The following is a 22,568-nucleotide window of genomic DNA, read 5'->3' as shown; positions in this document are numbered from 1 at the left end:
TGCCTGCGCAAGCGAGACCTCGGGGTACGTGCCCAGGGCCAGCGTCTTTTGCTTGCCCATGTAGCGGTAGTTCAGGCGCCAGTACCGCCCCGCAGGTTTGACAAGAAGGTACAGGCCGTGCCCATCGGAATGTTTCTCGCCCGTGGGAGAGCCGGTCGGTTTGACGCTCTTCACGAAAGTGTCGGTTAGCATGCGCGCCCTTGTTGTTGGTATCTGTGGTGTCGCTATGTCGAGATACCAGCAGAAGTACCATGATTTTGTTGGTATGTCATGGTACGTAGTGAGACCCTGTGAGACAACAAAAAACCCGCCATGCCAATAGGCATGCGGGTTTGTGATCTGTTCTGAGTCGGCGTGAAACGTCTATTTGGCCTGCCCGGAGGGACTCGAACCCCCGACCTATAGCTTAGAAGGCTATTGCTCTATCCAGTTGAGCTACGGGCAGATTGGTGTTGGCCGACTGTGTGGCCGGCCGGCTTGCGGAGTGTCCGCAACTGCGTGATGCAGGGCACTAATCATACCCGCCCTGACCAACGCTCTTGGCGGCCCGGCAGGATCGATTTTGCGCCAGGGATGGCGATGCGGTTATAACCGGGTCATCCCCCTTGGCTGCCCGCCTCACTGGAGCATTTGCCATGCCGCACAGCGTCACGCTGATCCACACCATTGCTGCTGCCCTTGGCTTGGCGTTGGTGTTGGGCTTTCTGGCTGCCCGTCTGCGGTTACCAGCATTGGTGGGATATCTGCTGGCGGGGGTGGCCATCGGCCCGTTCACTCCCGGTTTTGTCGCAGATGCGGCTCTGGCCAGCCAGTTGGCGGAGATCGGCGTGATGCTGCTGATGTTTGGCGTGGGCCTGCATTTTTCGTGGGGCGATCTGATGGCCGTGCGCAAGATTGCTGTGCCAGGCGCGGTGGTGCAGATGATCGTGGCGACATCGCTGGGCATGGGGCTGGCCTTGTGGTGGGGCTGGGGCGTGGGTGGTGCCCTGGTATTCGGCCTTGCGCTCTCTGTGGCCAGCACGGTGGTGCTGCTGCGTGCGCTGGAGACCCTGGGCATTCTGGACAGCTACACCGGGCGCATCGCGGTTGGCTGGCTGGTGGTGGAAGACCTGGCCATGGTGCTGGTATTGGTTCTGCTGCCGCCGCTGGGGGGATGGCTGGGAGGTGGTATGGGGGCGGGGCTGGACGCAGCGCAGCTGTGGCGTACGCTGGGCTGGACCTTGCTGCAGGTGGGCGGGTTTGTGGCTCTGATGCTGCTGGTCGGACGCAGGCTGTTTCCCTGGCTGTTGTGGCAGGTGGCACGTACGGGGTCGCGTGAACTGTTCACGCTGTGTGTGGTGGCGGCAGCAGTGGGCATTGCATTCGGATCGGCCGAGCTGTTTGGCGTGTCGTTTGCACTGGGGGCATTTTTTGCAGGCATGGTCATGCGCGAGTCCGAGTTCAGCCACCGCGCGGCGCATGAGTCGCTGCCTCTGCGCGATGCCTTTGCGGTGCTGTTTTTTGTGTCGGTCGGCATGCTGTTCAATCCTGCGGTCTTGTGGGAGCGCCCGCTGCAGGTACTGGCAGTAGTCGCCATCATCATGTTGGGCAAGACGTTGGCCGCTGCGGGCCTGGTGCTGGCGTTCCGTTACCCGCTCAACACCGCGCTCACTGTGTCGGCCAGCCTGGCGCAAATTGGTGAGTTCTCGTTCATTCTGGTCGCACTGGGGTCCTCTTTAGGGCTGCTGCCGCCGGAGGGGGCCAGCCTGGTGCTGGCGGGCGCCCTGTTCTCCATGGCGCTCAACCCGTTGTTGTTCCGTGCCATTGCCCCGTTGCAGGACTGGCTGCGCGCCAGATCGGCGCTTGCACGGCGGCTGGAGCAGCGTGATGACCCTTTGGCCGAACTGCCAACGAGCACCGATTCGCGTTACCTCGCGCGGCAGGTGGTGCTGGTAGGGTATGGCCGGGTAGGGCGGCGCGTGGCGGCAACGCTGGCGGCCAATGACATTCCCTTTGTGGTGGCGGAGCAGAACCGTGAACTGGTGGAAGCCTTGCGGGCCGATGGTGTGGCCGCCGTGTTTGGAGACGCGGTGGAGCCTGCCGTGCTGATCCAGGCCCACATTGCGCGGGCCGCCATGCTGGTGGTCGCCACCCCGGATGCGCTGCAGGTGCGCCAGATGATCGAGACGGCGCAGACCCTGAACCCGGGGATCGACATCGTGGTGCGCAGCCACAACGAGGACGAGGCCCAGCGGCTGGTGCGGGAGTGCAGCCATGCTGTGGTGTTCCTGGCAGAAGAAGCCCTGGCACAGGCGATGTCGCGCCATGTGCTGGAGCGAGCGCGGGTCCGCCAAGCCGCTGCCACCCGGCCCGTACCTCTGCATGGATCGGCGTGATTTGAAGGAAATCTGCCTGTTGCGCTAGAAGAACATGCCTGGATAGCTATCTAATTGATAGCAATCTGGCGCCTGCGGTTGCTAGCGCGTTGCACATTCTGGGTGGCTTACAAGCGGGGTGTCCCATCTGCGCGATATGTGGGACAACCCCCACCCCTGCGCCATGCAGGAGCTTGCCGTAGGGCTTTGGTCAATCCGTTTCTTCAAACACCAGGGATGGCACGGCCATCACGCGAGCGCTTTGGCCCAGTTCCTGGATCAGGTGGTTGGCAAAGTAGCTGTTCTGCGTGTCGGGCTCCAGCGCGGCCACGGCCAGGTTGGCTCGCGGCTGGTTCAGGGGCACATAGAAGCTGCCAGCGGGCGCATCAATGGCGCTGCGCAGGGTGGAAACCTGCACGCGAACGATATCGCCGCTACCTGCGATGGTGCCGATCACGTCCTGGCGGTTGCCTGTTTCGCGCGCGGTTTCGCGGTAGCTCTCGGCCAGGACGGAACCAGGCTCTCCCACTCGCATGACCTGGATGCCCAATTGGCGCAGGCGTTCCACAGCAGCGCGGGCGTCAGACGACAGCCAGTAGCCGCAGGGTCGCGCACGCACCTTGGTGTTGCGCAGCGTCAGCGATGAGTTCCAGTCAACGCGGATGCTACGGTCCGCGCCCGTCTCGGGGTCCAGAAAATCCAGGTCACGCTGGGTGGGCGTGGCCTCCGCTTCAATAACCACCTGGTCGCGGCAGGCCAGGGCGCTGACGTCGCGGGCCACGAACGAGCGTACCTGCTCCAGGTTGGCCGCCCGCTCGGCGGTGGTCCGCAGCGCGCTGGTGATGGCGGTGACCTGGGCATGCACGCGGCGCTGGATGTGCATGCGACCAATGCCCACCCCACGGGTCTCGATCAGCAGGCTGACCGTGTTCTTGAGGCCATGGACGTTGCGCCCCGTGTCGGGCTGAGTGCCCCCCATGGAGATGCGCTTGTCCTGCAGGTTGGTCGAGGTGGTGTAGTACCAGTCACTCGTCAGGCCCTGGGCCTTGAGGGCCGCCACCATGGGCTGGTGAAACCATTCCTGCGATGCCTTGGTGAGGAACTCCGGATAGTTGGCAGTGGTGGTGTATTGCAGCAGTGCGTCGTAGCGCTGGATGGCGTTGAACTTCTGCAGGTAGCGGCCCACCACGGTGTATTCATGGGCGTCCACGACCAGGATGGGGCGGTAGTCGTTGATGACCTGCGCAATGGCGCGGGCCTCGGGCGTGTTGAGCAACAGGTGGTCGCGGTTCAGGTCCACGCCATTGGCGGTGACGCGGGTGCCCACCTCGGCGCCATCGGGGTTGGCGCGGGGCACCACCACCACGTTGATGCGGTCCAGCAACGGCTCCAGCAGGCCCTGGGCCAGCTCACGGCCGATGACCAGCAGTGCCTCACTGCCTGCGGGTTCGTCGCCATGCTGCTGGCCGATCAGCACAACGGTGGGGCGGCCGCTCTTGTCCAGGCTGGCAGGGTCTGTGCCTGGGGCACGGGTAAGCAGCAGGCCCTGGATGGGCTCGCCGCGTTGCGAGGTGCCAATCTGCAGCAACTGCGCGCGTGTGCCGCGACGGGGCACGCCGTCGCTCAGCCCGCGCAGCCATTGGCCCAGCTCGGCATTGGTGGTGAAGGCCCTGCGGTCGGCACCCAGGCCGGGTGTGCTGTAGACCACAGAAGGGTTGGGGAACCGCGCGGCCACCGCATCGCCATAGGGCGGCGCCATGGGCGCCTCGTCGCGCACCAAAAGCGGCGCGGACGGGGGCAGGGGGCTGGCCACCACGGCAGCCCGTTGTGGCGGCAGCTGCGAGGGCGTTTGCTGTCCCAGCGGTGCGGGTACTACCGTACCTTGTTGTACGCGCGGCAGTGGCGCGGGGGCGCTGCGCTGCTGGGCAGTGGGGGTGGATGGCCAAGGGGGCAGCGGGGTGCTGCCGCAGGCCGTCAGCAGCAGTGCTGCCAGCGTGGCCGGGGCGGCCCAGCGCGCAATCCGTGGTTCAAGACGGGAAAGCGGGGTGGTATCGGCGCTGCGGCGCAGGAAATTGTGCTGGGTCATGGTGTGGGCTGCCAGAGAGAGCCCCTGGTGTGGGGCGAGTGGGGCGCTTTGTACGTGGATGTTACCTGTGCGCACCCGCCTCTCCTTGTCAGCGTACATCCCGTTGCAAACCCGTGGCGCCGTGGGCTGCCGCAGTGATCAGCGAGGGACGTCGCTGGGTGCGCTAACGTCGGTCGGCGGCGGCGAGATGCTCTGGGCCAGAGGAGAACTGGGCAGTTTCAGGCGCAGCAAGGCGCGCACAAAGCCGTGGTCCGAGCGCGTGCGGTCGCGTCCCTCATGCAGGTGGTCGTTGAAATAATCCACCCGGCGCACATCGCCCACGCTGTTGCGCCCATTGGGCAGGAACTCTTCGCTGACCAGGATCTGGTCCAGCACATAGGGCGCGCCCTGGTGGATGTGGGAGTAGGCCACGTCCTTTTTCAAGGCGAAATCTCCCTGCAGGTCGTACGCATTGAACAGGGCCACATCACGGGCTGACCGGTCGTAGGCGATGTCGGTGGTGGCGCAGATCAATTGCGTGGTCACGCTGTCGGGGGTGTCGTTGAAGTCGCCCAGCACCACCAGGGGCACGCTGGTGCGGTGCAGCAGGTCGATCACCAGGCACCGCAGCGCCATGGCCTCGGCGCCGCGCATGATCAGCGAGCGCAGCGATGCCAGTGCGACCACCTTGCGGTCGTCCCGGTCCTCCGTAGGCTGGCCCAATGCGTCCTGCAGAAATTTGGGGCGCTTGGATTTGAGGTGCGCGGTAAGGACGTTGAGGGTTTGGCCATGCTTCATCCGCAACGTGGCCACGAGGGGTGGGCGCTCGAAGCGCGTGTGTTGGCCAATGCCAGGCACATCCACCTGAAAGCCCGGTGGGAAGTCGGCAAAGGACTGCAGTGCCTCGACCTTGAGCCGCGTGGCCAGGCCCACTCGGGGCGTGCCTTGCGCGCCCTGTTGGGTGTCGTTGTTCTCTGCCCCTGGCACGGTGACAACGTCGTAGCGCAAGCCACCCCGACCCAGCGCCCCTTTGAAGGCTGCATCGTCCCAGACCTCCTGCACTGCCAGCACATCGGCGTTCAGTGCCCGAAAGCGCTCCCCCAGCCAGGTGATTTTGCGTTCAAACTCGGTCTGGCTATAGGGGTCCTGGTTCTCGTAGAACAGACGTCCCGGGTTGGCCAGGTTGAGCACATTGCAGGTGGCCACCATCAGGGTGTCCAGCGGTTGGGGGAGTTCGTTGGGGCGCATGAAAGGCGTGCAGCGTCGGCAGGGTCACGAGGGCCGCAGCCCCGGATCAACTGGTCTGCAGCGCGCGGCCGGACAGCACTTGCAGCCCGGGCCGACCCAACTGTACGGCATGGACCAGCGCACGGGCCACCTCCGCCCCGGGGCGGGCACGGTAGTTAGCGGGCAGGATCGGGTTCAACCACTGAAAGAGCGTGAGCGACAGAGACTCGGCGGGCCGGTGGGCCTGCTGCAGCACCCGGCGTTCGCCTATCAGCAGGGATGGGCGTGCAATGACCAGCGTCTCAAAACCCAGCTGCTGAAGGTCGCGCTCGACCTCGCCTTTGACGCGGTTGTAAAAAATGCGCGACTGCGCATTGGCCCCCATGGCAGTGACCACGCCACAGCGGGTGGCGCCCGCTGCGCGCGCCGCGCGGGCGGTGGCCATCACGGCGTCATAGTCCACCGCACGGAACGCGCTCTGGCTGCCGGCTGCAGCCATGGTGGTGCCCAGGGTGATGTAGACATCGTCGGCCCGCGGCAAAGCGGGCATCGCCCCAAAATCCACCGCATGCAACTGCAGGCGGGGATGGTTCAACGCGGGGGCTCGCCGCCCCTTGGCGTGCAGCACATGGACGGTGACGCCCGCTGCGTCCGCTGTGTTGGCAGGGGACGCTTTGCGCGTATCAGCGGTTAAAAGAGCCGCGAGGACCGCCTGGCCCACGAGGCCCGTTGCCCCGGCCACCACCGCCACCCGCGCCTGTTCCTCCACCATAGCCGCCACCTCCAGAGTTGCGATAACCACCGCCGCCACCACCACGGCGGCCGCGTTCAGCCATGCTGTCCACGCTGGTGCGCATGGGGTCGGGCTGACCGCCTGCCCCATTGCCCGAACTGCGGTGGCCCGGATTGCTGTGACCCAGATGGGTACCCAGGTGCGCATTGGCGCGTGGGGGCTGTGCGTCATCGTAGCGATGGCCACCGCCGCCTTCAGGGCGTGGGCCTCGACTGCGCGCTGGTGCCTGGGCTGCTCCGTCACGGGCACTACCCCGACCACCACCCTGGCCGCCCCGGCCTCCTCCGGCCGGGCCCTGGGTGTTGCGTGGAGCACCGCCACCAGAGCGGCCACCACCGCCACCACCACCGTTGCCGGCACGAGGACCGCGCTCACCAACTTGGCCGCCGCCCTGGCCTGCCTTGTTGGTGCGGATGCGCTCCATCATTTCGCTGCGGGCTGCCTTGGCGGCCGCCTGCATCACGTCACGGCTCGGGGGCTTGCCTGCGCCGCCCCAGATGGTCTGGCGACCCATGGCGATGGGCTCGGCCTTTTCGCCTGGCTCGGGGCCAAAACCTTCAATGACCTGGACAGGAATCTGCTGCTTGGTGAAGCGCTCGATGTCCATCATGAAGCCTTCTTCGTCCATGCAGACCAGACTCACGGCTTCGCCAGTTGCGCCAGCGCGGCCCGTGCGGCCGATTCGGTGCACGTAGTCTTCGGAGACGTTGGGGATTTCGTAGTTGACGACGTGCGGCAGGTCATCGATGTCGATGCCACGCGCAGCAATGTCGGTGGCCACCAGGGCGCGGATCTCGCCGCTCTTGAAGCCCGCCAAGGCTTGCGTACGGGCGCTTTGGCTCTTGTTGCCGTGCAGGGCCATGGCCTGCACGCCGTTCTTGGTCAGGAATTCGGCCACGTTGTTGGCGCCGAACTTGGTGCGGGTGAACACCAGCACCTGGCTCCAGTTGTGCTGCTGGATGATGTGCAGCAGCACCTGCTTTTTCTTGCCGCGGCCCACAGGGTGGATCACCTGCGAGATACGCTGCACCGTGGTGTTGCGCGGGGTGACCTGAATGCTTTGGGGATTCTTGAGCAGGGTGTTGGCCAGCTCGCGGATTTCGTCGCTGAAAGTGGCCGAGAACAGCAGGCTTTGCTTGTCCTTGGGCACCAGGGCCAGAACCTTTTTCACGTCGTGAATAAAGCCCATGTCGAGCATGCGGTCGGCTTCGTCAAGCACCAGCACCTGCACGGTGGACAGGTCCAGGAAGCCCTGTTGCTGCAGGTCCAGCAGACGGCCAGGGGTGGCCACCAGGATGTCCACGCCGCGCTTGATACGGTCGATCTGCGGGTTCATGCCCACGCCGCCGAAGACCACGGTGGAGTTGATGTCCAGGTACTTGCCGTATTCGCGCACAGATTCTTCGACCTGTGCCGCGAGTTCACGGGTGGGGGTCAGCACCAAGGCACGGATGCCCTTGCCGCCAAACTTGTTCTTGGGCGCCGCGCCTTGCGAGAGGCGGTGCAGCATGGGCAGGGTGAACGCAGCGGTCTTGCCGGTGCCAGTCTGCGCGCCGGCCAGAAGGTCGTGGCCTTCCAAAACGGCGGGAATGGCCTGGGCCTGAATGGGCGTGGGGGTTTCATAGCCCGTTTCGTGCACGGCCTTCAGGATGGCAGGAGCCAGGTTCAGTTCGTCAAATGTCATGTCGTTGAATGCGCCCGTCCGGGGCGCTGGGTATCCGCCTGTCGTGCAACCGGGAGGTTGCTGAGCCAGTCTCAGGCTGATGAGGTTCAGGATTGGGAGCCCGGAAGCGTGGCTTCCTTCGTCCCCAGCAGTGTGCTGATGTAGCGGGCAACTGGAGCCCACCACGGGGGTATTGTCGCATGGACCGATAATCTAGGGTTTGAGAGCGCGTTCGGCGTCTTTGGGGATTGCTCCAAATGATCCTCCGAACCCGCTCGAATGCAGACTCCCTGCCCACTTTCGCAAGCTAGAACCCTCCATGGCCCAATACGTTTATTCGATGAATCGCGTCTCCAAGACCGTGCCGCCCAAGCGGCAGATCTTGAAGGACATCTCCCTGAGCTTTTTCCCGGGCGCCAAGATTGGCGTGCTGGGCCTGAACGGCTCGGGCAAATCCACCCTGCTCAAGATCATGGCCGGCGTGGACAAGGAAATCGAAGGCGAAGCCATCCCCATGCCCGGGATCAAGATCGGCTACCTGCCCCAGGAGCCGCAGCTCAACAACGAGCACACGGTGCGCGAGAGCGTGGAAGAGGCCATGGGCGAAGTCTTTGCTGCCAAGGCCAAGCTGGAAGAGGTCTACGCTGCCTACGCCGAGCCCGATGCCGATTTTGATGCGCTGGCTGCAGAACAGGCCCGCCTGGAAGCGATCATTGCCACGGCGGGTACCGACTCCGAGCACCAGCTCGAAATCGCTGCCGACGCGCTGCGTCTGCCTCCCTGGGAGGCCAAGGTCGGCCTGCTGTCCGGCGGTGAAAAGCGCCGCATCGCGCTGTGCCGCCTGCTGCTGTCCAAGCCCGACATGCTGCTGCTCGACGAACCCACCAACCACTTGGACGCTGAATCGGTGGACTGGCTGGAGCAGTTCCTGCATCGCTTTCCTGGCACTGTGGTGGCTATTACCCACGATCGCTACTTCCTGGACAACGCGGCCGAGTGGATTCTGGAACTGGACCGCGGCTATGGCCACCCCTACAAGGGCAACTACAGCACCTGGCTGGACCAGAAGCAGGCCCGCCTGGAGTCCGAAAACAAGGGCGAGGAAGCCCGCGCCAAGGCCCTGAAGAAAGAACTGGAATGGGTGCGCCAGAACGCCAAGGGCCGCCAGGCCAAGAGCAAGGCGCGTATCGCCCGTTTCGAGGAACTGAGCGACTACGAATACCAAAAGCGTAACGAAACGCAGGAAATCTTCATTCCTGTGGCCGAGCGCCTGGGCACCCAGGTCATTGAGTTCCACAACGTCACCAAGTCGTTCGGGGATCGCGTGCTCATCGACAACCTGTCCATGACCATCCCTGCGGGCGCCATCGTCGGCATCATCGGCCCTAACGGTGCCGGTAAATCGACCCTGTTCAAGCTCATCGCGGGCCGCGAGCAGCCGGACAGCGGCGAGGTGGTGATCGGCTCCACCGTGAAGATGGCCTTTGTGGACCAGCACCGCGATGCCCTGTCGGACGACAAGACCGTGTGGGAAGACATCTCCGGTGGCCTGGACATGATCAACATCGGGAAGTTCACCATGGCCAGCCGTGCCTACGCCGGGCGCTTCAACTTCAACGGCGGTGACCAGCAAAAGAAGGTGGGCATGCTGTCGGGCGGTGAGCGTGGCCGACTGCACCTGGCCAAGACACTGATCGCTGGCGGCAACGTGTTGCTGCTGGACGAGCCTTCGAACGACCTGGACGTGGAAACCCTGCGTGCGCTGGAAGACGCTTTGCTCGAATACGCGGGCACAGTGTTGGTTATCAGCCACGATCGCTGGTTCCTGGACCGGATCGCTACCCACATCCTGGCCGCCGAAGGTGACAGCCAGTGGACGTTCTTTGACGGCAATTACCAGGAGTACGAGGCCGACAAGAAGAAGCGACTGGGTGAAGAAGGTGCAAAGCCCAAGCGGATGCGTTTCAAGGCCCTGAAATAAGGGCTGAGGTCAAGTAGGATTGCATCTGGAAACCTCTGGCCCGATTCCTCCCTCCCACTATGTCACTGCCCGCATCGCGTCTGAGAGCCGTTTTCCGCGCCTGCGTTGTCAACGCCGTTCGCGGGGGTGAGGCCCTGATGGGGCAGCTCGTCAAGGTCACCCAAGGTGCCTTGACCAGCGAGGAGTCGGCAAGCCGCAATATCCAGCAGCGCAATTTGCTCAGCGATTCGCTGCGCCTGCTCAATGAGCACGAGGCAGCACTGCTCAAGGGCTACCCCATGGCCCTGCTGGAAATTTTTGCCGAAGGCCCCGCTGTCTCCAAGGGGCGCAGCTCGGCCGATGACACCGGCATGGATTTTGGCGAGCTTTCGCTGATGGACGAAAGCGAAATGCAGGCACAGGTGGAGCTGTCCAAGGCGCAGCAGTCTGCGCTGCATGCCACCGATGCCGTGCTGGCCGAACTCAACACCCTGGTGAGCGCTGCGCAAGGTTTGCGCAGTGTTCAACCCGAGCGCAACCCCCTGCGGCCCGAGAGCTACATCCGTGCTTTGCAGCAAGTGGTGGGCGAAACCGGCGTCTCGGCAGACGTCCGACAGCTGTGGATGCAGCACATGCGCGATCTGTTGGGCAAGCTGCTGGCCGAAGAATACAAAAAAACCGCCCAGAGCTTGCGCGAGCATGGCGTGCAGCCTGTGGGCTATGCCGTGCTGGGCACGCCTTCGGGTGGCGGTCGCGGTGCAGGCGCGGGCGCCGGTTATGGCGGGTCTGGTTATGGCGGCCCTGGCACGGGTTATGGCAGTGGTTATTCCGGCTATGGCCCGTCGATGAACGCGCCCATGGGCGACTATGGCAACACGGGCTATGGGCGTGGCGTGGGCCCAGGTACCGGATGGAGCGGCGACTCCCAGCAGGGTGCGATGGTGCCTGTGGATGCCGCCGAAGAGGCGCTGCTCACGGTCGGTATCCTGCGCCAGATGCTGGCGGGCGGCGATCCGTTTGTCCCTCCGGTCTATGGCGCAGTGCCTGCGCAGGCGGTGGTCATGCCCAGCGGCTCGGGTCAGCCGGGCTGGGTGGACCCCCGCGCGGGCGCCGCCAGCGCCCAGTCATCGCTGGCAGGGGGCTATTACCCCTCGGGCGCGGCGGCCGAAGCCATTGAAGACATGGCCCAGCTAGAGCGTCTTGTGGGGCGTCTCGCCAATGGCGGCACAGTCAGTCAGCCGGGTTCGTTGCCCGTGCCTCTCGCGGGCTGGCGTGGGCCTGGCGTGGCACCTGTGGTCTATGCAGCCATGCCCATGGAGGCAGCTACCCAGTCCACCGCCATGGCGGTGGAGGTGGTGGGGCGCATGATGGCCAACATCGCCCAGGATACCCGCCTGCTGCCCCCTGTGCAGCAGGCAGTCAAGAGCCTGGAACCTGCGCTCAAGCAACTGGTACACCACGACGGCCGGTTTTTTACCGACAGCAGCCATCCTGCGCGCCGATTGCTGGATGAGCTCACGCAGCGCAGCCTGGCATTTACCGCCGAGACGGAGCCCGGCTTCAGCCGTTTCATGCGGCTGGTGACCGAGGCTGTGGGCCACCTGTCAGCCCACGAGGTCAAGGACGCGGGACCGTTCGACACCGTGCTCAAGGCGCTGCAGTCTGCCTGGGACACCCAAGAGCAAAAAATCAAGGCCCAGCAGGAGGCCGAACAAAAAGCCAAATTGCAGGCTGAGCAGCGTGAACTGCTGGCCGAGAAGATCGCAGCCGACATTCGCAAGCTGCCCGATGTAGACAAGGTGCCATCGGACGTGCTGGATTTTGCGGCGGGCCCCTGGGCTGACGTGGTAGCGCTGGCGCAGGTGATGCGCAGCGACGATAGCCAGGACGATGACCCAAGTGGTTACCTGGCCCTGGTCCCGGTGCTGCTATGGACTGCACAGCCCGACCTCACGCGCCAGGAGACCGACCGGCTCAACGAGGCAATCCCTGGCTTGCTGGCCAAGCTGCGCAAGGGCCTCAAGACCATCAACTACCCCGCTGTGCAGACCAGTGCGTTCTTGCAGCGGCTGGTGGCGCTGCACCAGGCAGCTTTCGAAAAGCCGGCACCGGCCTCCGTGCCTGCCCCAGCGGCCGAGCCCGATGCGACAAAGGCCGTGCCAGAAATGTTCGAGCCCTCTGAGGCTTCGGCCCTTGGACCGCAGGACAGTGCCCAGGCCCCACTGGATGCCCCAGATCCTTACGCCGACTTTGTCATTGGAGCCTGGGTGGAGTTGGTGACCAATGGCCGGGTGGTACGCACCCAGCTCACCTGGGCCAGCCCGCATGGCACCCTGTTTTTGTTCACTGCGCCGGATGCCAGCACCCAATCCATGACCCGCCGGATGCGCGACAAGCTGGCCGCCGAAGGCGCGCTGCGCGTAGTCCCAGCCCAGCCACCCAAACCAGCCAAGACCGTGGCCCGCACGTCGGGCTCGGCAGAGATGGGTGGGGTAGATCGCAAGTCGCCGTCCGACGGCCGTTCGCGTTCGGTGTCCAGCTCCAGGCTGGGGCAGCTCTCCAAGTCAGCCCCTCTGTCTCCGTCTTCGGGTTCCAAGACCCCTAAAAATCGCTGAGCGTAAAGAGGCGCAGACCCTGGGCAGCACCCGCAGGCCAAAGCAGGCCACAAGCGGCCTTGCGCGGTGACAGCGCTCATCAATGCGCAGTTTCTGCGGCGCTTTCCGTTCCGGTTACGTGGCCAGCCGCTTCGGTACCCGGCGTGATTTGGTGAGCGGAGCTACTACCGCCCTCCGAGGCCCGTAACAGCTTCTTGCGCACCAGGTGGATGTGGTTGCGCAGGGCATACAGTTCGTCGGCATACGAAAGGGGCACGCTCACCTTTTCGGCCTGTGTTTCCAGGTTGTCCAGGGTGCGCAGCAGTGTGGCGGGGTCGCTTTTGCCCGCCTCCAGGTCATTCTCGATCTCGCGCAGGCGGCCATACCAGCGAAACACCCGCGAGCGCACCCGGAACTGGTAGAGCGGCGGCACGATCCGCGACAGCGGCAGCATGATCGCCAGCAAGATACCCAGCACCAGCCACATGCGCTCGATCAGGTTGGCCAACCAGAACGGCAGGTAGCGCTGCAGCATGGGCACTGGCTCGTTCATGGCACGGTCGCCCTCCTTGGCAATTGGTAGCTCGCTGCCTCGCGTGTTGGGGAACTCACGCGCCCGGTTGAACCAGCCCGCGCCGCTGTGCAGCTTTTGCGCGTTTTGGGCAAACAGGGTGAGCAGTGCGGGGTGTGTGCCATCGCGCGCTAGCAGGGAGGTGGTGGTTGCCACCAGTCGCACATCCCTGGTAGGCACGTTGGCTGCGAGGTCCACCACCCCGCGCGGTAGCGTCACGGGGGTGAGAAACGGAAACCGCCGTGCATAGGCCTCGTGCTGCGCAAAGTCCAGCAGCTGCACGCCGGGTGTTTGCAGCAGCATCTGCACCATCAGCGATTCGGGCGCAGACGCAAACACCAGTGCGTCGAGCCTGCCCGCCAAAAACTCCACCGTCGCGGGCGTCTGCTCCAGGCGCGACAGCTTGACTGCCCCGGGCTCCACCTTGTTGGCCTGCAGCAGCCGCTCGATCAGCGTGGGCACGCCGCTGCCCTCCGACCCCACATTGACCCGCCAGCCGCGCAACTGCCGCAGGCCATCAAGCCGGGGTGCGTTGTGCATACGCTCTGCTGCGTCGGTACGGTAGAAGAGCCACAGCGGCTCCACAAACAGGCTGCCCAGCGATACCAGGTTGTCCCGGTCATCGGGCTGCAGTTCGGCCGTGCCGCCCTGCACAAAGGCGACATCGGCCTGGCCGTCGCGCAGCAGTTGCAGGTTGTGTGATGAGCCCTCGCTGGGCAGCAGGGCCACATCAATGCCATCGGCTGCCAGCGCCTTCTGGTAGCGCTTGCCAAACTCCTCGTAGGCGCTTTGTGCGGGTCCAGTGGCCAGGGTCACTGTCTTGGGAGGATTGGGGTTGAGCCACCAATACGCCAGCACCAGCAGCCCTACCGCCAAGAAGGCGAGGGGGCCGGCCGACACAATCAGATCGCGGAGGGTGAGAAAGGTGTTGCGAAAGGCCTGGGGCATGGGGGATGAAAGGAACGGTGCGAAGACAGGGCGGTAGTGCGCCAGGATGAACCAGCATGGCACCCGCGTGGCGCCAGTGTCATATCACGCGGTCAGCGTGTCCCGCGATTATCCAGGCAGGCGCCGCAAAGCCTCTTACCAGAGCATCGCCTTCGGCATCGCCCCTGAGTCCGTCGCGTGGGAGGGCTGCGGACTGCCAGCCAGTGCCGCCTACTGCTGCAGGCGTCTTCGCTGGCGTTCGTAGGCCATGCACTCCTGCAGGGACAGCGCATCATTCTGGTCCACGTCCGCTGCCTCGAAGTAGGCCATGCGTGCCTGTACCACTTCCTTGAACGACAGCTTGCCGTCCCCGTCCTTGTCGGCTGCAGCCAGTCGTCTCAACTGGCCTTTGCCGATGCGGGGCAGTTGGTTCAGTTGGGAGAGATGGACGTAGCCCTCAGCATCGGGTCCCAGGCTGTGCCAGCCCTGCACGATGTCCTGGTGAAACTCGTCCAGCGACACGCTGCCGTCGTGATTGAGGTCGGCGGCCGAACAGATGGCCTGCAGCCGGTGGGCAAGGGTTGAGGCCGCCGGTTTGTGGGCTGCTGCGGGACGGGCTGGGGTGGTGGGTGACGGTACCGGGGTGTCGGCCGCACTGGCGGTGTGGGCCGTTGTCGTCAACGCCAGAGCGCAGGCGCCTGCGTAGATCATTCGAAAGGTTCGTTGCATGGGAGCCTCCTTACCACCACCAGCGTTGGCTGGGGCTGCGGTTGCAGGGCCAGACCATGGTGTGCGCGCCCTGGCGGACCTGGCCTGCGTCCACATCCAGGCATTTGCCAGTGAGCTGGCTCACGATCTGCCCGCCCCGGGTGGACCAGCTCTGGCTGCGCGAGCCTGAGCAGGACCACAACACCACCCGTGCGCCATCCCGTGGGTCGCCACGGTCCACGTCCACGCACAGGTCGCGCACCCGGATCTCGCCGCCGCGTCCCACCGCAAACCGCTGGGACGCGGTGCCGTTGCATTCGTACACCTGCAGTGTGGTGCCTGGCTGGAACTTGCCACCCCTCACGTCCAGGCACAGGCGGCCGTCCACGCGGATCTCGCGTCCCCAGTCGCCGCCCTGGCCGGGGTAATCCGGGTATTCGGGGCGCCGGTCGTTGTCGTGCCGGTTGTGATTGGCCAGCAATGCAATGCCGGCGATGGCAGCCACTGCCGCCACAGCCGCACCGGCATTGGAGCCACTGTTGTTCCCGGATACATAGGTGCGTGTGATCTTGAAGCGGCCGCCGCAGCCACCATTGGTCCACAGCTCGCGTTGGGTAAGGTCGTAACCCCAGGTGCGGTTGAAGCGGCAGGCTCCCTGGGTTTGTTCTACCAGGTCCACCTGGGTCACATCGTCCGCGAGGCGGTAGGAGGTGTAGCCGCCGCTCGACTGGAAATCCACCAACTGGTCCTGCGCCTGTGCCACCTGGGTGCTCACGAGCCATGGCAGGCACAGCAGCCATGCAAGTTTCCGAAAGGCCTGGTCTCTCATGGGTTCACTCTCCTTGTTCCGATAAGGGGCCATAGGGATGGGTGTGGGGCAGTGTGGGCCTTAGCCTCAGGGCACCGTCCGCCATTGGCATCATAGGGCGGTCTGATGCCTTCGCGCTCGGCTACAGGTGGTGCCATCGGTTGAAATCCCGTTGGAACGGAGGGGGGCTGTTCGTGCATGATGGCGGTGCGCTGGGGCAGCCCAGCCCTCTGGCTGCCTGTGTCCTATCCATCCACTGCGGTGTCCGATGAAACGCTTCTATGTCGTTGCCTCCATCCCACTGCTGCTGGCGGCGCTGATCCCCATTGCAGCGTCCCTGTGGGTGGCACACCGAAAGGCCAAAGACGATCAGATCGCCTACCTGACCTCATTGGCGGATGAGGTGCTGCGACGCGGCGTGGCCTCGCGCCAGCAGCTCGTGGCTGCGCTCAACGAGCTGGAACGGGACCCGCACCCACCCTGCAGCCAGGCCAGCCTCACGCGCATGCAGCAGCTGGTGGGTACCTCGTTCTACCTGCAAGGCATGGGCTCGGTGATGGATGGCACCCTGGTCTGCAGCACGCTCACCCAGGGCAGCGACCTGGTGCCGCTCACTGGCAACCACATGGTCACCTCCACCGGGATTTCCAGCTGGATTGGCGCCCGCCTGCCCTTTGCGCATGATCAGCCCTTCAACATCTACGCCCGCAACGGCCACGCGGTGATCATCCACCCCGGCATCGTGATCGACATGCCGGTGCTCCACGCGGATGTCTCTCTGGGGCTGCTGATCAGCACGCCGCAGGCGCTGATACGGTCCAAAGGCCCGCTCGATCCGCAGTGGCTGGCTTTGTACACCCCTCATGCCAGCAGCCAGGTCGAAAGCGACACCCACCACATCGTTTTTCGGGCAGCGAAAGACAACAACATCGCCGCCATTGCTGCAGCCCCCAAGGCCCAGGTGTATGGCGGGCTCTGGGCCCAGGCGCTGATCCTGGCACCGCTGGGTCTGGTGGCCAGCGCCCTGTTTGCGCTGGGCGTGGCGGTACTGACCCGGTGGCAGTTGTCGCCGCGTGTGCGGCTGCGAGCGGCCTTGCGGCGGCGCGAGCTCTTCATCCTCTACCAGCCCATCGTTGATTTGCAGACAGGCCAATGGGTGGGTGCCGAGGCCTTGCTGCGTTGGCGTCGCCGCAACGGCACCCTGGTGCCTCCTGACGAATTCATTGCCGAAGCTGAGAAGGCCGGTGTCATTGCTCCGATCACGCGCTACGTGATCGACGTGGTGCTGGCCGACCTGCCTGAGCTGCTCAAAGCCAGCCCGGGTTTTCATGTGAGCCTGAACCTGTCGCCCCAGGACCTGGTGGCCGACGGGCCCGTGCAGTACCTGCAGCGGCGCTTCAGCGCCATGGAGTTTCCTGCAGGTGCGCTGATGCTGGAGGTCACCGAGCGGGGGCTGGTGGACATCGAGGCCGCGCGGCCCGCGCTGCAGGCGGCCCGGCAGATCGGGGCGTCGATTGCGCTGGATGACTTTGGCACGGGTTACTCCAGCCTGTCCCTGCTGGAGTCCATCGATATCGACACCCTCAAGATCGATCGCATCTTCATCGCCAGTATTGGCGCACAGGCCGCCATCAGCCCGGTCACCACCCACATCATCGAAATGGCCCACACACTCAAGCTGGCGTTGATTGCCGAGGGCGTGGAGACGCAGGATCAGGTGGAGTTCCTGGTCGCGCGCGGTGTGCGTCAGGCCCAGGGCTGGAACTTCGCCCGCGCCATGCCCTTGGTGGAGTTGCTGGCCGGGCTGCGCGCGGCAAAATCCGCCCGCCAGCGGTAACGCCACCAGAGTCAATTCAGGTCTGCGCCGGGTTTTTCAGCGGCCCCTGCTCACTTGAGCAGCAATGCTGATCTGCTGCCGTAAATCTGAAAGACCGCTACAGCATTCACAAGGTCATCGGCCTGCCCGCGAAGGCTCGGCGCTGCGGCAGCCATCTCCTCCACCAGGGCCGCATTCCGCTGCGTGGCCTGGTCCATCAGCGTGACCGCCTCGCCCACCTGCGTGACCCCCGAACTCTGCTCAGAGCTGGCAGCACTGATCTCCCCCATGAGGTGGGCATACGTTGCGTATGCTGGCAACCAACTCTGTCATGGTGTGGCCGGCCTTGTCCACGAGGGCAGTGCCATGTTCCACGCGGCCGACACTTTCCGGGATCAACTGCTTGATCTTCAGTGGGTCCGGTTTGCGTCAAGAAGTTTTTGACCGCAATGGGCAGCGGGACCTTCGCCCCCGCTATCCGCGCACCGCGCTTCTGAACGCAGCAGACAGTGCCGCGATGGCATTGCGTGATCGGCCCTCCTGGGCGCGGTTGTGAAGGACCACTGGCAGGCTCGGCAGTGCAGGAAGCCCCAGCCGTGCACCTACGTCCACCGCGCCCCAGGGCAACATGCGGGGTGCCAGTGCTGCCACCCCCAGCCCCGCAACAACGGCTGCAGACACCGCAGCCACGCCACCGCCCACAAATACCTCACGCCAGGGGATGGCGGCAGCATCCAGCAGTTTTCCGGCCATCGCGCGCACGCCGCAGGGCTCTGCCAGGGTGGCCAGCGGCAGGGGTTCGCCAGCGCGGTGTTGCCAGTGGGGTGCCGCGAACCAGCCAAATCGCTCTTGGGCAAGCACTTCGCCATCGCTGCGCCCAACATGCATGCGGACAATGGCAGCGTCGAGCTCGCGCCGGTCAAAGCATTGCAGCAGGTCGCCCGACGAGCCGATCCGGATGTCGATCAGCAGCTGGGGGTCTTGTGCATTCATGCGCGCAATCAACGCCGGCAGTTCAGGCCCAGCCACATGGTCGCTGATGCCGATGGTCAAACGCTGCGGAGCTTCGCTCAGCGCAGCCACGGCTCGCTCCTGTGCCGCGAGCAGTGCGCGGGCGTGGTCGAGGAAGGCGGCGCCCTGCGCCGACAGTTCCACATACCGGGGCGTGCGCTCCAGCAGCCGGCAGCCCAGCCGGTCCTCAAGCCGTTTGAGCTTGAGGCTTACAGCGGCCTGGCTGGTTTGCATGGCCTCGACTGCGCGGGTAAAGCTCCCCAGCCCGTCCTACCTGGGGGTGGCTCGCGGCTACGATTTGGTGTTTGTCCAGACCACTGCCAACAACACGCGCACGCTGGATCAGAAGAAGGCGCTGTTCCAGCGCATCGCCCAGCTTCTGGGTGAAAGGCCAGGCCTCAGGCCTGAAGATGTGTTCGTGAACATTGTTGAGGTGGCCAAAGAGAACTGGTCCTTCGGACACGGGCTGGCGCAATTCGCCTGAGGTCTGGCGCGGAGCCTGCCGTTTTTTGCGCTTCAGCCCAGATCGGCGGCCGAGGGCAGGTATAGCCCCTCTGCCGTGGTGATGGACCGCGCCGCGCGCGCAGCCCGCGCAGTGGCGATGGCCGTGGCCTCGGCCGCCATGGTGGCCAGCACCATCATGCCCAGGCTCTTGCCGCTGCGGCCCGTGCCCAGGCTGAAGAGGGTGTCGCCGTCGGACATGGTGTGCACGGGGTTGATGCTGCGCGCCAGCCCGTCGTGCGCCGCCACAGCCAGGCGGTGGGCCTGCACCTTGGAAATGACCGCGTCAGTGGCGATCACGCCGATGGTGGTGTTGGTGCCCGCCAGCAGGGGCTGTGGCGGGTCGCCGCGCAGCAGGGCGCGGCGTGTGTCGCGCAAGCGCAGGCCGTCGTCGGTGCGGGCGCCGGCAATCACCTGGGCGGTGTCGGGGTCGATCACGTCGCCCAGCGCATTGCAGGCAATCAGTGCACCCACCGTGACGCCATCCACCGTGACGGAGGCCGTACCAATGCCACCCTTCATCGCGCGCTGGATGCCAAAAATCTTGCCCAGCGCCGCACCGGTGCCTGCGCCCACATTACCTTCGGCCGGGTCGGCGGTGGACGCGGCATCGCACGCCGCGTAGCCCGCCGCAGCATCGGGGCGGATGCGCATGTCGCCCACCAGCAGGTCGAACAGCACGGCGGCAGGCACGATGGGCAGGCGGCCTACGGCCACGTCAAAACCCACGCCGCGCTCTTCGAGCCAACGCACGGCGCCGGTGGCGGCATCCAGCCCCCAGGCGCTGCCGCCAGCGAGCACGATGGCATGCACCTTGTCCACCAGGTTGGAGGGGTGGAGCAGGTCTGTCTCGCGCGTGCCGGGCGCGGCACCCCGCACATCCACACCAGCCACGGCGCCCTCGCGCGTGATGATGACGGTGCAGCCCGTGGGGCGGCGGGTTTCGGTGAAGTGGCCGACCTCGATGCCAGCCACGCGGGTGATGCTGCCGGCATCGCCAGCCATTGTGTGTGGAGAACTCATGGCCGTTGATTATGGTGCCCGGGCAACGTGCCGCGCTTGCGCAGCATCAGGGGCCCGGTGCTGCGTTCTGAACCGGTCAAGGTGCTTTCTCGATCCGTTGGACGTGATAAGCGCCGCTGACCTGTTCGGCCCGAAAACGCACCTTGTCGCCGGGTTTCAGGTCGCCCACCACACCGGCGTCCGCCACGCGGAACACCATGGTCATGGGCGGCATCTCCAGGTTCTTGATCTCGCCGTGCTTGAGGGTGAGGCGCAGGGTGCGCGGGTCCCAGCGGGTGATTTCGCCTTCGCTCAGCTCTGCCTGTTGCGCGGGCGATGCGGTGGCTGCGGGGTGGTGGCTGCTGTGGCTGTCTGCGGCAGCCCCTGCGGGGGCTTGAGCCAGTGCGGGCCCCGCAACCAAGACGAGCAGGCTGGCAGCCAGCGGGATGGATAAGAGGTGCTTGGTCATGTCGATGCCTTTTTGTTGTAGCTCTTGAAGATGCGCGTGCTGCCGTCGTGCGCCACCAGCAGGACGTCGTACGGGTCGCGCCGATCGCCATACACGGCGCCGTCCATGCCCGGCGAGCCCACGGGCATGCCGGGCACGGCCAGGCCCAGGGCCTTGGGCTTTTGCTGCAGCAATGCGCGCACGTCGCTGGCGGGCACATGGCCTTCGATGAGGTAGCCACCGACCAATGCGGTGTGGCACGAGCCCAGCTTTTGCGGCAGGCCCAGGCGGGCGCGCACGGCGTTGTTGCCGGTGGCGTGCACCTTCACGGCAAAACCGTTGGATTGCATGTGATCCACCCAGTCCTGGCAACAGCCGCAGTTCGGGTCTTTCCATACCTCCAGCGGGGTGGTGGTGGGTGTGGTGTTGGCGGCGCGGGTCCCATCCGGCAGCAAAGCGACAGCCAACCCCGCACCCAGCAAGGGCAGGGCGGTGGCGAGCCATTGGCGGCGGGCGGGGCTGGGGAGGGGGGACACGGATGCGGATGCAGCCCGAGGGCGTTGGTTGGTCATGGTGTTTCTCCTGGCGTTATGGTTTGCGGGGCAACACGGTGATGGCGCCGGTCATGCCAGCCTGGTAGTGGCCGGGGATGAGGCAGGCAAAGTCAAAGCTGCCTGCGCGGTTGAAGTGCCACACGATGTCGCCCGCCTTGCCAGCCGCCACATGGGCCATGTAAGGCTCGTCGTGCTCCATGCCGGGGTGCTTTTTCATCAGCTCGGCGTGCTGGTCCAGCTCTGCCTTGGTGCCGATCACGATCTCGTGCAGCACCTGGCCTTTGTTCTGGGCGCGCAGCCGCACGGTGTCGCCCTCGCGCACCTCGATGTGGCGGGGGCGGAAGCGCATGTCGTCGCCCATGTGGATGGTGATCGTGCGGCGCACCTGCTGGGCGTCGCCTGCAATGCCCCAGTCCTTTTGCTCTTTGACCACCGGGGCTGTGGAGGCGTGGTGTGGCATGTTTTCATGCCCACAGGCAGAAAAAGTGCCGAATGCGCTAGTGCCTATTGCCCAGGCAGCTATGAATTTGATAGTTTTCATGGTGGTCGGCAATGTCAATGTTGGTGGCCGCTGGCAGCCGGCTTGCGCGCATTGGCGGCGCCGGGGGCCGTGCCCGGTATGTCGGCGCGTGCTGGGCGCGGTGTGGCGGCTGGGGCGCCTTGCCATTCAAAGGCCTGGGTGCCGCGTGGCTGCTGGAAGTCGCCAGGGTCGGCGTAGCTGCCTGCGGGTTGGTCGGCGCGCACCTTGAGGGTGGTGAACATGCCGCCCATCTCCAGCGGGCCGAAGGGGCCGGTGCCGGTCATCATCGGGAAGGTGTTGTCGGGCAGTGGCATTTCCATGGCGCCCATGTCGGCCATGCCGCGCTCGCCCATCACCATGTAGTCGGGCACGATCTTCTGGATCTTGCCCACCAAGCCCCGGTGGTCCACACCGATCATGGTGGGCACGGCGTGCCCCATGGCGCCCATGGTGTGGTGGCTCTTGTGGCAGTGCAGGGCCCAATCCCCCGGCTCGTCGGCAATGAACTCCACCTGCCGCATCTGGCCCACGGCCACGTCGGTGGTCACCTCGGGCCAGCGCGCGCTTTTGGGCACGGGGCCGCCGTCGGTGCCGGTCACCTCAAACTCGTGGCCGTGCAGGTGGATGGGGTGGTTGGTCATGGTGAGGTTGCCCACCCGGATGCGCACGCGGTCGCCCTGCCGCGCCACCAGCGGGCTGATGGCGGGGAACACCCGGCTGTTCCAGCACCAGATGTTGTGGTCCAGCATGGTGTTGACCTTGGGGGTCATGCTGCCGGGCTCCACGTCGAAGGCGTTGAGCAGGAAGGCGTAGTCGCGCTGCACCTTGGCAATCTGCGGGTGACTGCCCTTAGGGTGGGTGATCCACAGGCCCATCATGCCCATGGCCATCTGCACCATCTCGTCTGCATGCGGGTGGTACATGAAGGTGCCGGGGCGGCGCGCCACAAACTCGTACACAAAGGTCTTGCCCGGCTGGATGGCGGGCTGGGTGAGGCCACCCACGCCGTCCATGCCGTTGGGCAGGCGCTGGCCATGCCAGTGGAT

At 65.2% G+C, this 22,568-nt stretch carries 19 protein-coding genes, 1 tRNA gene and 1 pseudogene; 5 read left to right on the top strand and 16 right to left on the bottom strand.

Features of this window, described 5'->3' with window-relative positions; genetic code table 11:
• A partial coding sequence (locus tag ISS20_RS13480; protein ID WP_291437362.1) for an Arm DNA-binding domain-containing protein occupies positions 1–192 on the bottom strand: 192 nt, incomplete at its 3' end.
• 176 nt (positions 193–368) lie between these two features.
• Positions 369–445: transfer RNA gene (locus ISS20_RS13475), tRNA-Arg, on the bottom strand.
• A 190-nt stretch (positions 446–635) separates the two neighbouring features.
• On the opposite strand from ISS20_RS13475, the gene ybaL reads away from it, so the two are divergent.
• Positions 636–2,375, top strand: a complete 1,740-nt coding sequence (gene ybaL, locus ISS20_RS13470; RefSeq protein ID WP_291437361.1) for a YbaL family putative K(+) efflux transporter — start codon at positions 636–638, stop codon at positions 2,373–2,375.
• 190 nt (positions 2,376–2,565) lie between these two features.
• Here ybaL and ISS20_RS13465 read toward each other — a convergent pair whose 3' ends face one another.
• The 4 genes from ISS20_RS13465 to ISS20_RS13450 form a co-directional block, all read right to left on the bottom strand.
• Positions 2,566–4,440: a M14 family zinc carboxypeptidase gene (locus ISS20_RS13465; protein ID WP_291437359.1), complete on the bottom strand. Its 1,875-nt coding sequence runs from the start codon at positions 4,438–4,440 to the stop codon at positions 2,566–2,568.
• Positions 4,441–4,578: 138 nt separating this feature from the next.
• On the bottom strand, positions 4,579–5,667 hold the full coding sequence (locus ISS20_RS13460) for an endonuclease/exonuclease/phosphatase family protein (RefSeq protein WP_291437357.1): 1,089 nt from the start codon (positions 5,665–5,667) through the stop codon (positions 4,579–4,581).
• A gap of 46 nt (positions 5,668–5,713) precedes the next feature.
• Positions 5,714–6,196: a nucleoside-diphosphate sugar epimerase gene (locus ISS20_RS13455; protein WP_366828186.1), complete on the bottom strand. Its 483-nt coding sequence runs from the start codon at positions 6,194–6,196 to the stop codon at positions 5,714–5,716.
• A gap of 133 nt (positions 6,197–6,329) precedes the next feature.
• Positions 6,330–8,123, bottom strand: coding sequence for a DEAD/DEAH box helicase (locus tag ISS20_RS13450; protein ID WP_291437353.1), 1,794 nt, complete (start codon positions 8,121–8,123; stop codon positions 6,330–6,332).
• 298 nt (positions 8,124–8,421) lie between these two features.
• Between ISS20_RS13450 and ettA the strand changes: the two genes are divergently transcribed.
• Both ettA and ISS20_RS13440 read left to right on the top strand, forming a co-directional pair.
• Positions 8,422–10,083, top strand: a complete 1,662-nt coding sequence (gene ettA / locus ISS20_RS13445; RefSeq protein WP_291437352.1) for an energy-dependent translational throttle protein EttA — start codon at positions 8,422–8,424, stop codon at positions 10,081–10,083.
• 59 nt (positions 10,084–10,142) lie between these two features.
• A complete protein-coding gene (locus tag ISS20_RS13440) occupies positions 10,143–12,677 on the top strand; it encodes a DUF1631 family protein (protein ID WP_291437351.1) in 2,535 nt (844 codons plus the stop codon).
• Between the two features lie 79 nt (positions 12,678–12,756).
• On the opposite strand, the gene ISS20_RS13435 is transcribed toward ISS20_RS13440, so the two are convergent.
• The 3 genes from ISS20_RS13435 to ISS20_RS13425 form a co-directional block, all read right to left on the bottom strand.
• Entirely contained in the window at positions 12,757–14,175 is a 1,419-nt protein-coding gene (locus tag ISS20_RS13435; protein WP_291437349.1) for a TAXI family TRAP transporter solute-binding subunit, read from the bottom strand.
• A gap of 210 nt (positions 14,176–14,385) precedes the next feature.
• Complete coding sequence (locus tag ISS20_RS13430; RefSeq protein ID WP_291437347.1) at positions 14,386–14,883, bottom strand: EF-hand domain-containing protein; 498 nt, start codon at positions 14,881–14,883, stop codon at positions 14,386–14,388.
• A 10-nt stretch (positions 14,884–14,893) separates the two neighbouring features.
• The gene (locus ISS20_RS13425) at positions 14,894–15,691 is read right to left on the bottom strand and encodes a lectin (RefSeq protein ID WP_291437345.1); all 798 of its coding nucleotides are present in this window, start codon (positions 15,689–15,691) and stop codon (positions 14,894–14,896) included.
• A 247-nt stretch (positions 15,692–15,938) separates the two neighbouring features.
• Between ISS20_RS13425 and ISS20_RS13420 the strand changes: the two genes are divergently transcribed.
• A complete protein-coding gene (locus ISS20_RS13420; RefSeq protein ID WP_291437343.1) occupies positions 15,939–17,507 on the top strand; it encodes an EAL domain-containing protein in 1,569 nt (522 codons plus the stop codon).
• 50 nt (positions 17,508–17,557) lie between these two features.
• Here the strand turns inward: ISS20_RS13420 and ISS20_RS13415 are convergent, their stop codons facing one another.
• Both ISS20_RS13415 and ISS20_RS13410 read right to left on the bottom strand, forming a co-directional pair.
• Positions 17,558–17,776: a hypothetical protein gene (locus ISS20_RS13415; protein ID WP_291437341.1), complete on the bottom strand. Its 219-nt coding sequence runs from the start codon at positions 17,774–17,776 to the stop codon at positions 17,558–17,560.
• 184 nt (positions 17,777–17,960) lie between these two features.
• Positions 17,961–18,761, bottom strand: coding sequence for a LysR substrate-binding domain-containing protein (locus tag ISS20_RS13410; RefSeq protein ID WP_291437364.1), 801 nt, complete (start codon positions 18,759–18,761; stop codon positions 17,961–17,963).
• Here ISS20_RS13410 and ISS20_RS13405 point away from each other — a divergent pair.
• Positions 18,760–18,981: pseudogene (locus ISS20_RS13405) on the top strand (tautomerase family protein); the annotation flags it as partial. The gene ISS20_RS13410 and the pseudogene ISS20_RS13405 overlap by 2 nt on opposite strands.
• A gap of 32 nt (positions 18,982–19,013) precedes the next feature.
• Here ISS20_RS13405 and ISS20_RS13400 read toward each other — a convergent pair.
• The 5 genes from ISS20_RS13400 to ISS20_RS13380 all read right to left on the bottom strand — a co-directional run.
• Complete coding sequence (locus ISS20_RS13400) at positions 19,014–20,021, bottom strand: P1 family peptidase (RefSeq protein WP_291437339.1); 1,008 nt, start codon at positions 20,019–20,021, stop codon at positions 19,014–19,016.
• 76 nt (positions 20,022–20,097) lie between these two features.
• Positions 20,098–20,469 carry a copper-binding protein gene (locus tag ISS20_RS13395; protein ID WP_291437337.1) on the bottom strand — a complete coding sequence of 124 codons (372 nt, stop codon included), beginning with the start codon at positions 20,467–20,469 and terminating at the stop codon, positions 20,098–20,100.
• Positions 20,466–21,020 (bottom strand): DUF411 domain-containing protein, encoded by a 555-nt coding sequence (locus ISS20_RS13390; protein WP_291437336.1) that lies wholly within the window; start codon positions 21,018–21,020, stop codon positions 20,466–20,468. Before ISS20_RS13390 ends, ISS20_RS13395 begins: the two co-directional genes overlap by 4 nt.
• A 16-nt stretch (positions 21,021–21,036) precedes the next feature.
• The gene (locus ISS20_RS13385; RefSeq protein ID WP_291437334.1) at positions 21,037–21,543 is read right to left on the bottom strand and encodes a cupredoxin family protein; all 507 of its coding nucleotides are present in this window, start codon (positions 21,541–21,543) and stop codon (positions 21,037–21,039) included.
• Between the two features lie 14 nt (positions 21,544–21,557).
• On the bottom strand, positions 21,558–22,568 hold a 1,011-nt coding region (locus ISS20_RS13380), incomplete at its 5' end, for a multicopper oxidase domain-containing protein (protein WP_291437332.1).

It is taken from the genome of Acidovorax sp. (assembly GCF_016783915.1).
GTDB lineage: Bacteria > Pseudomonadota > Gammaproteobacteria > Burkholderiales > Burkholderiaceae_C > Acidovorax.
This window is presented reverse-complemented; position numbering and strand designations above follow the sequence as displayed.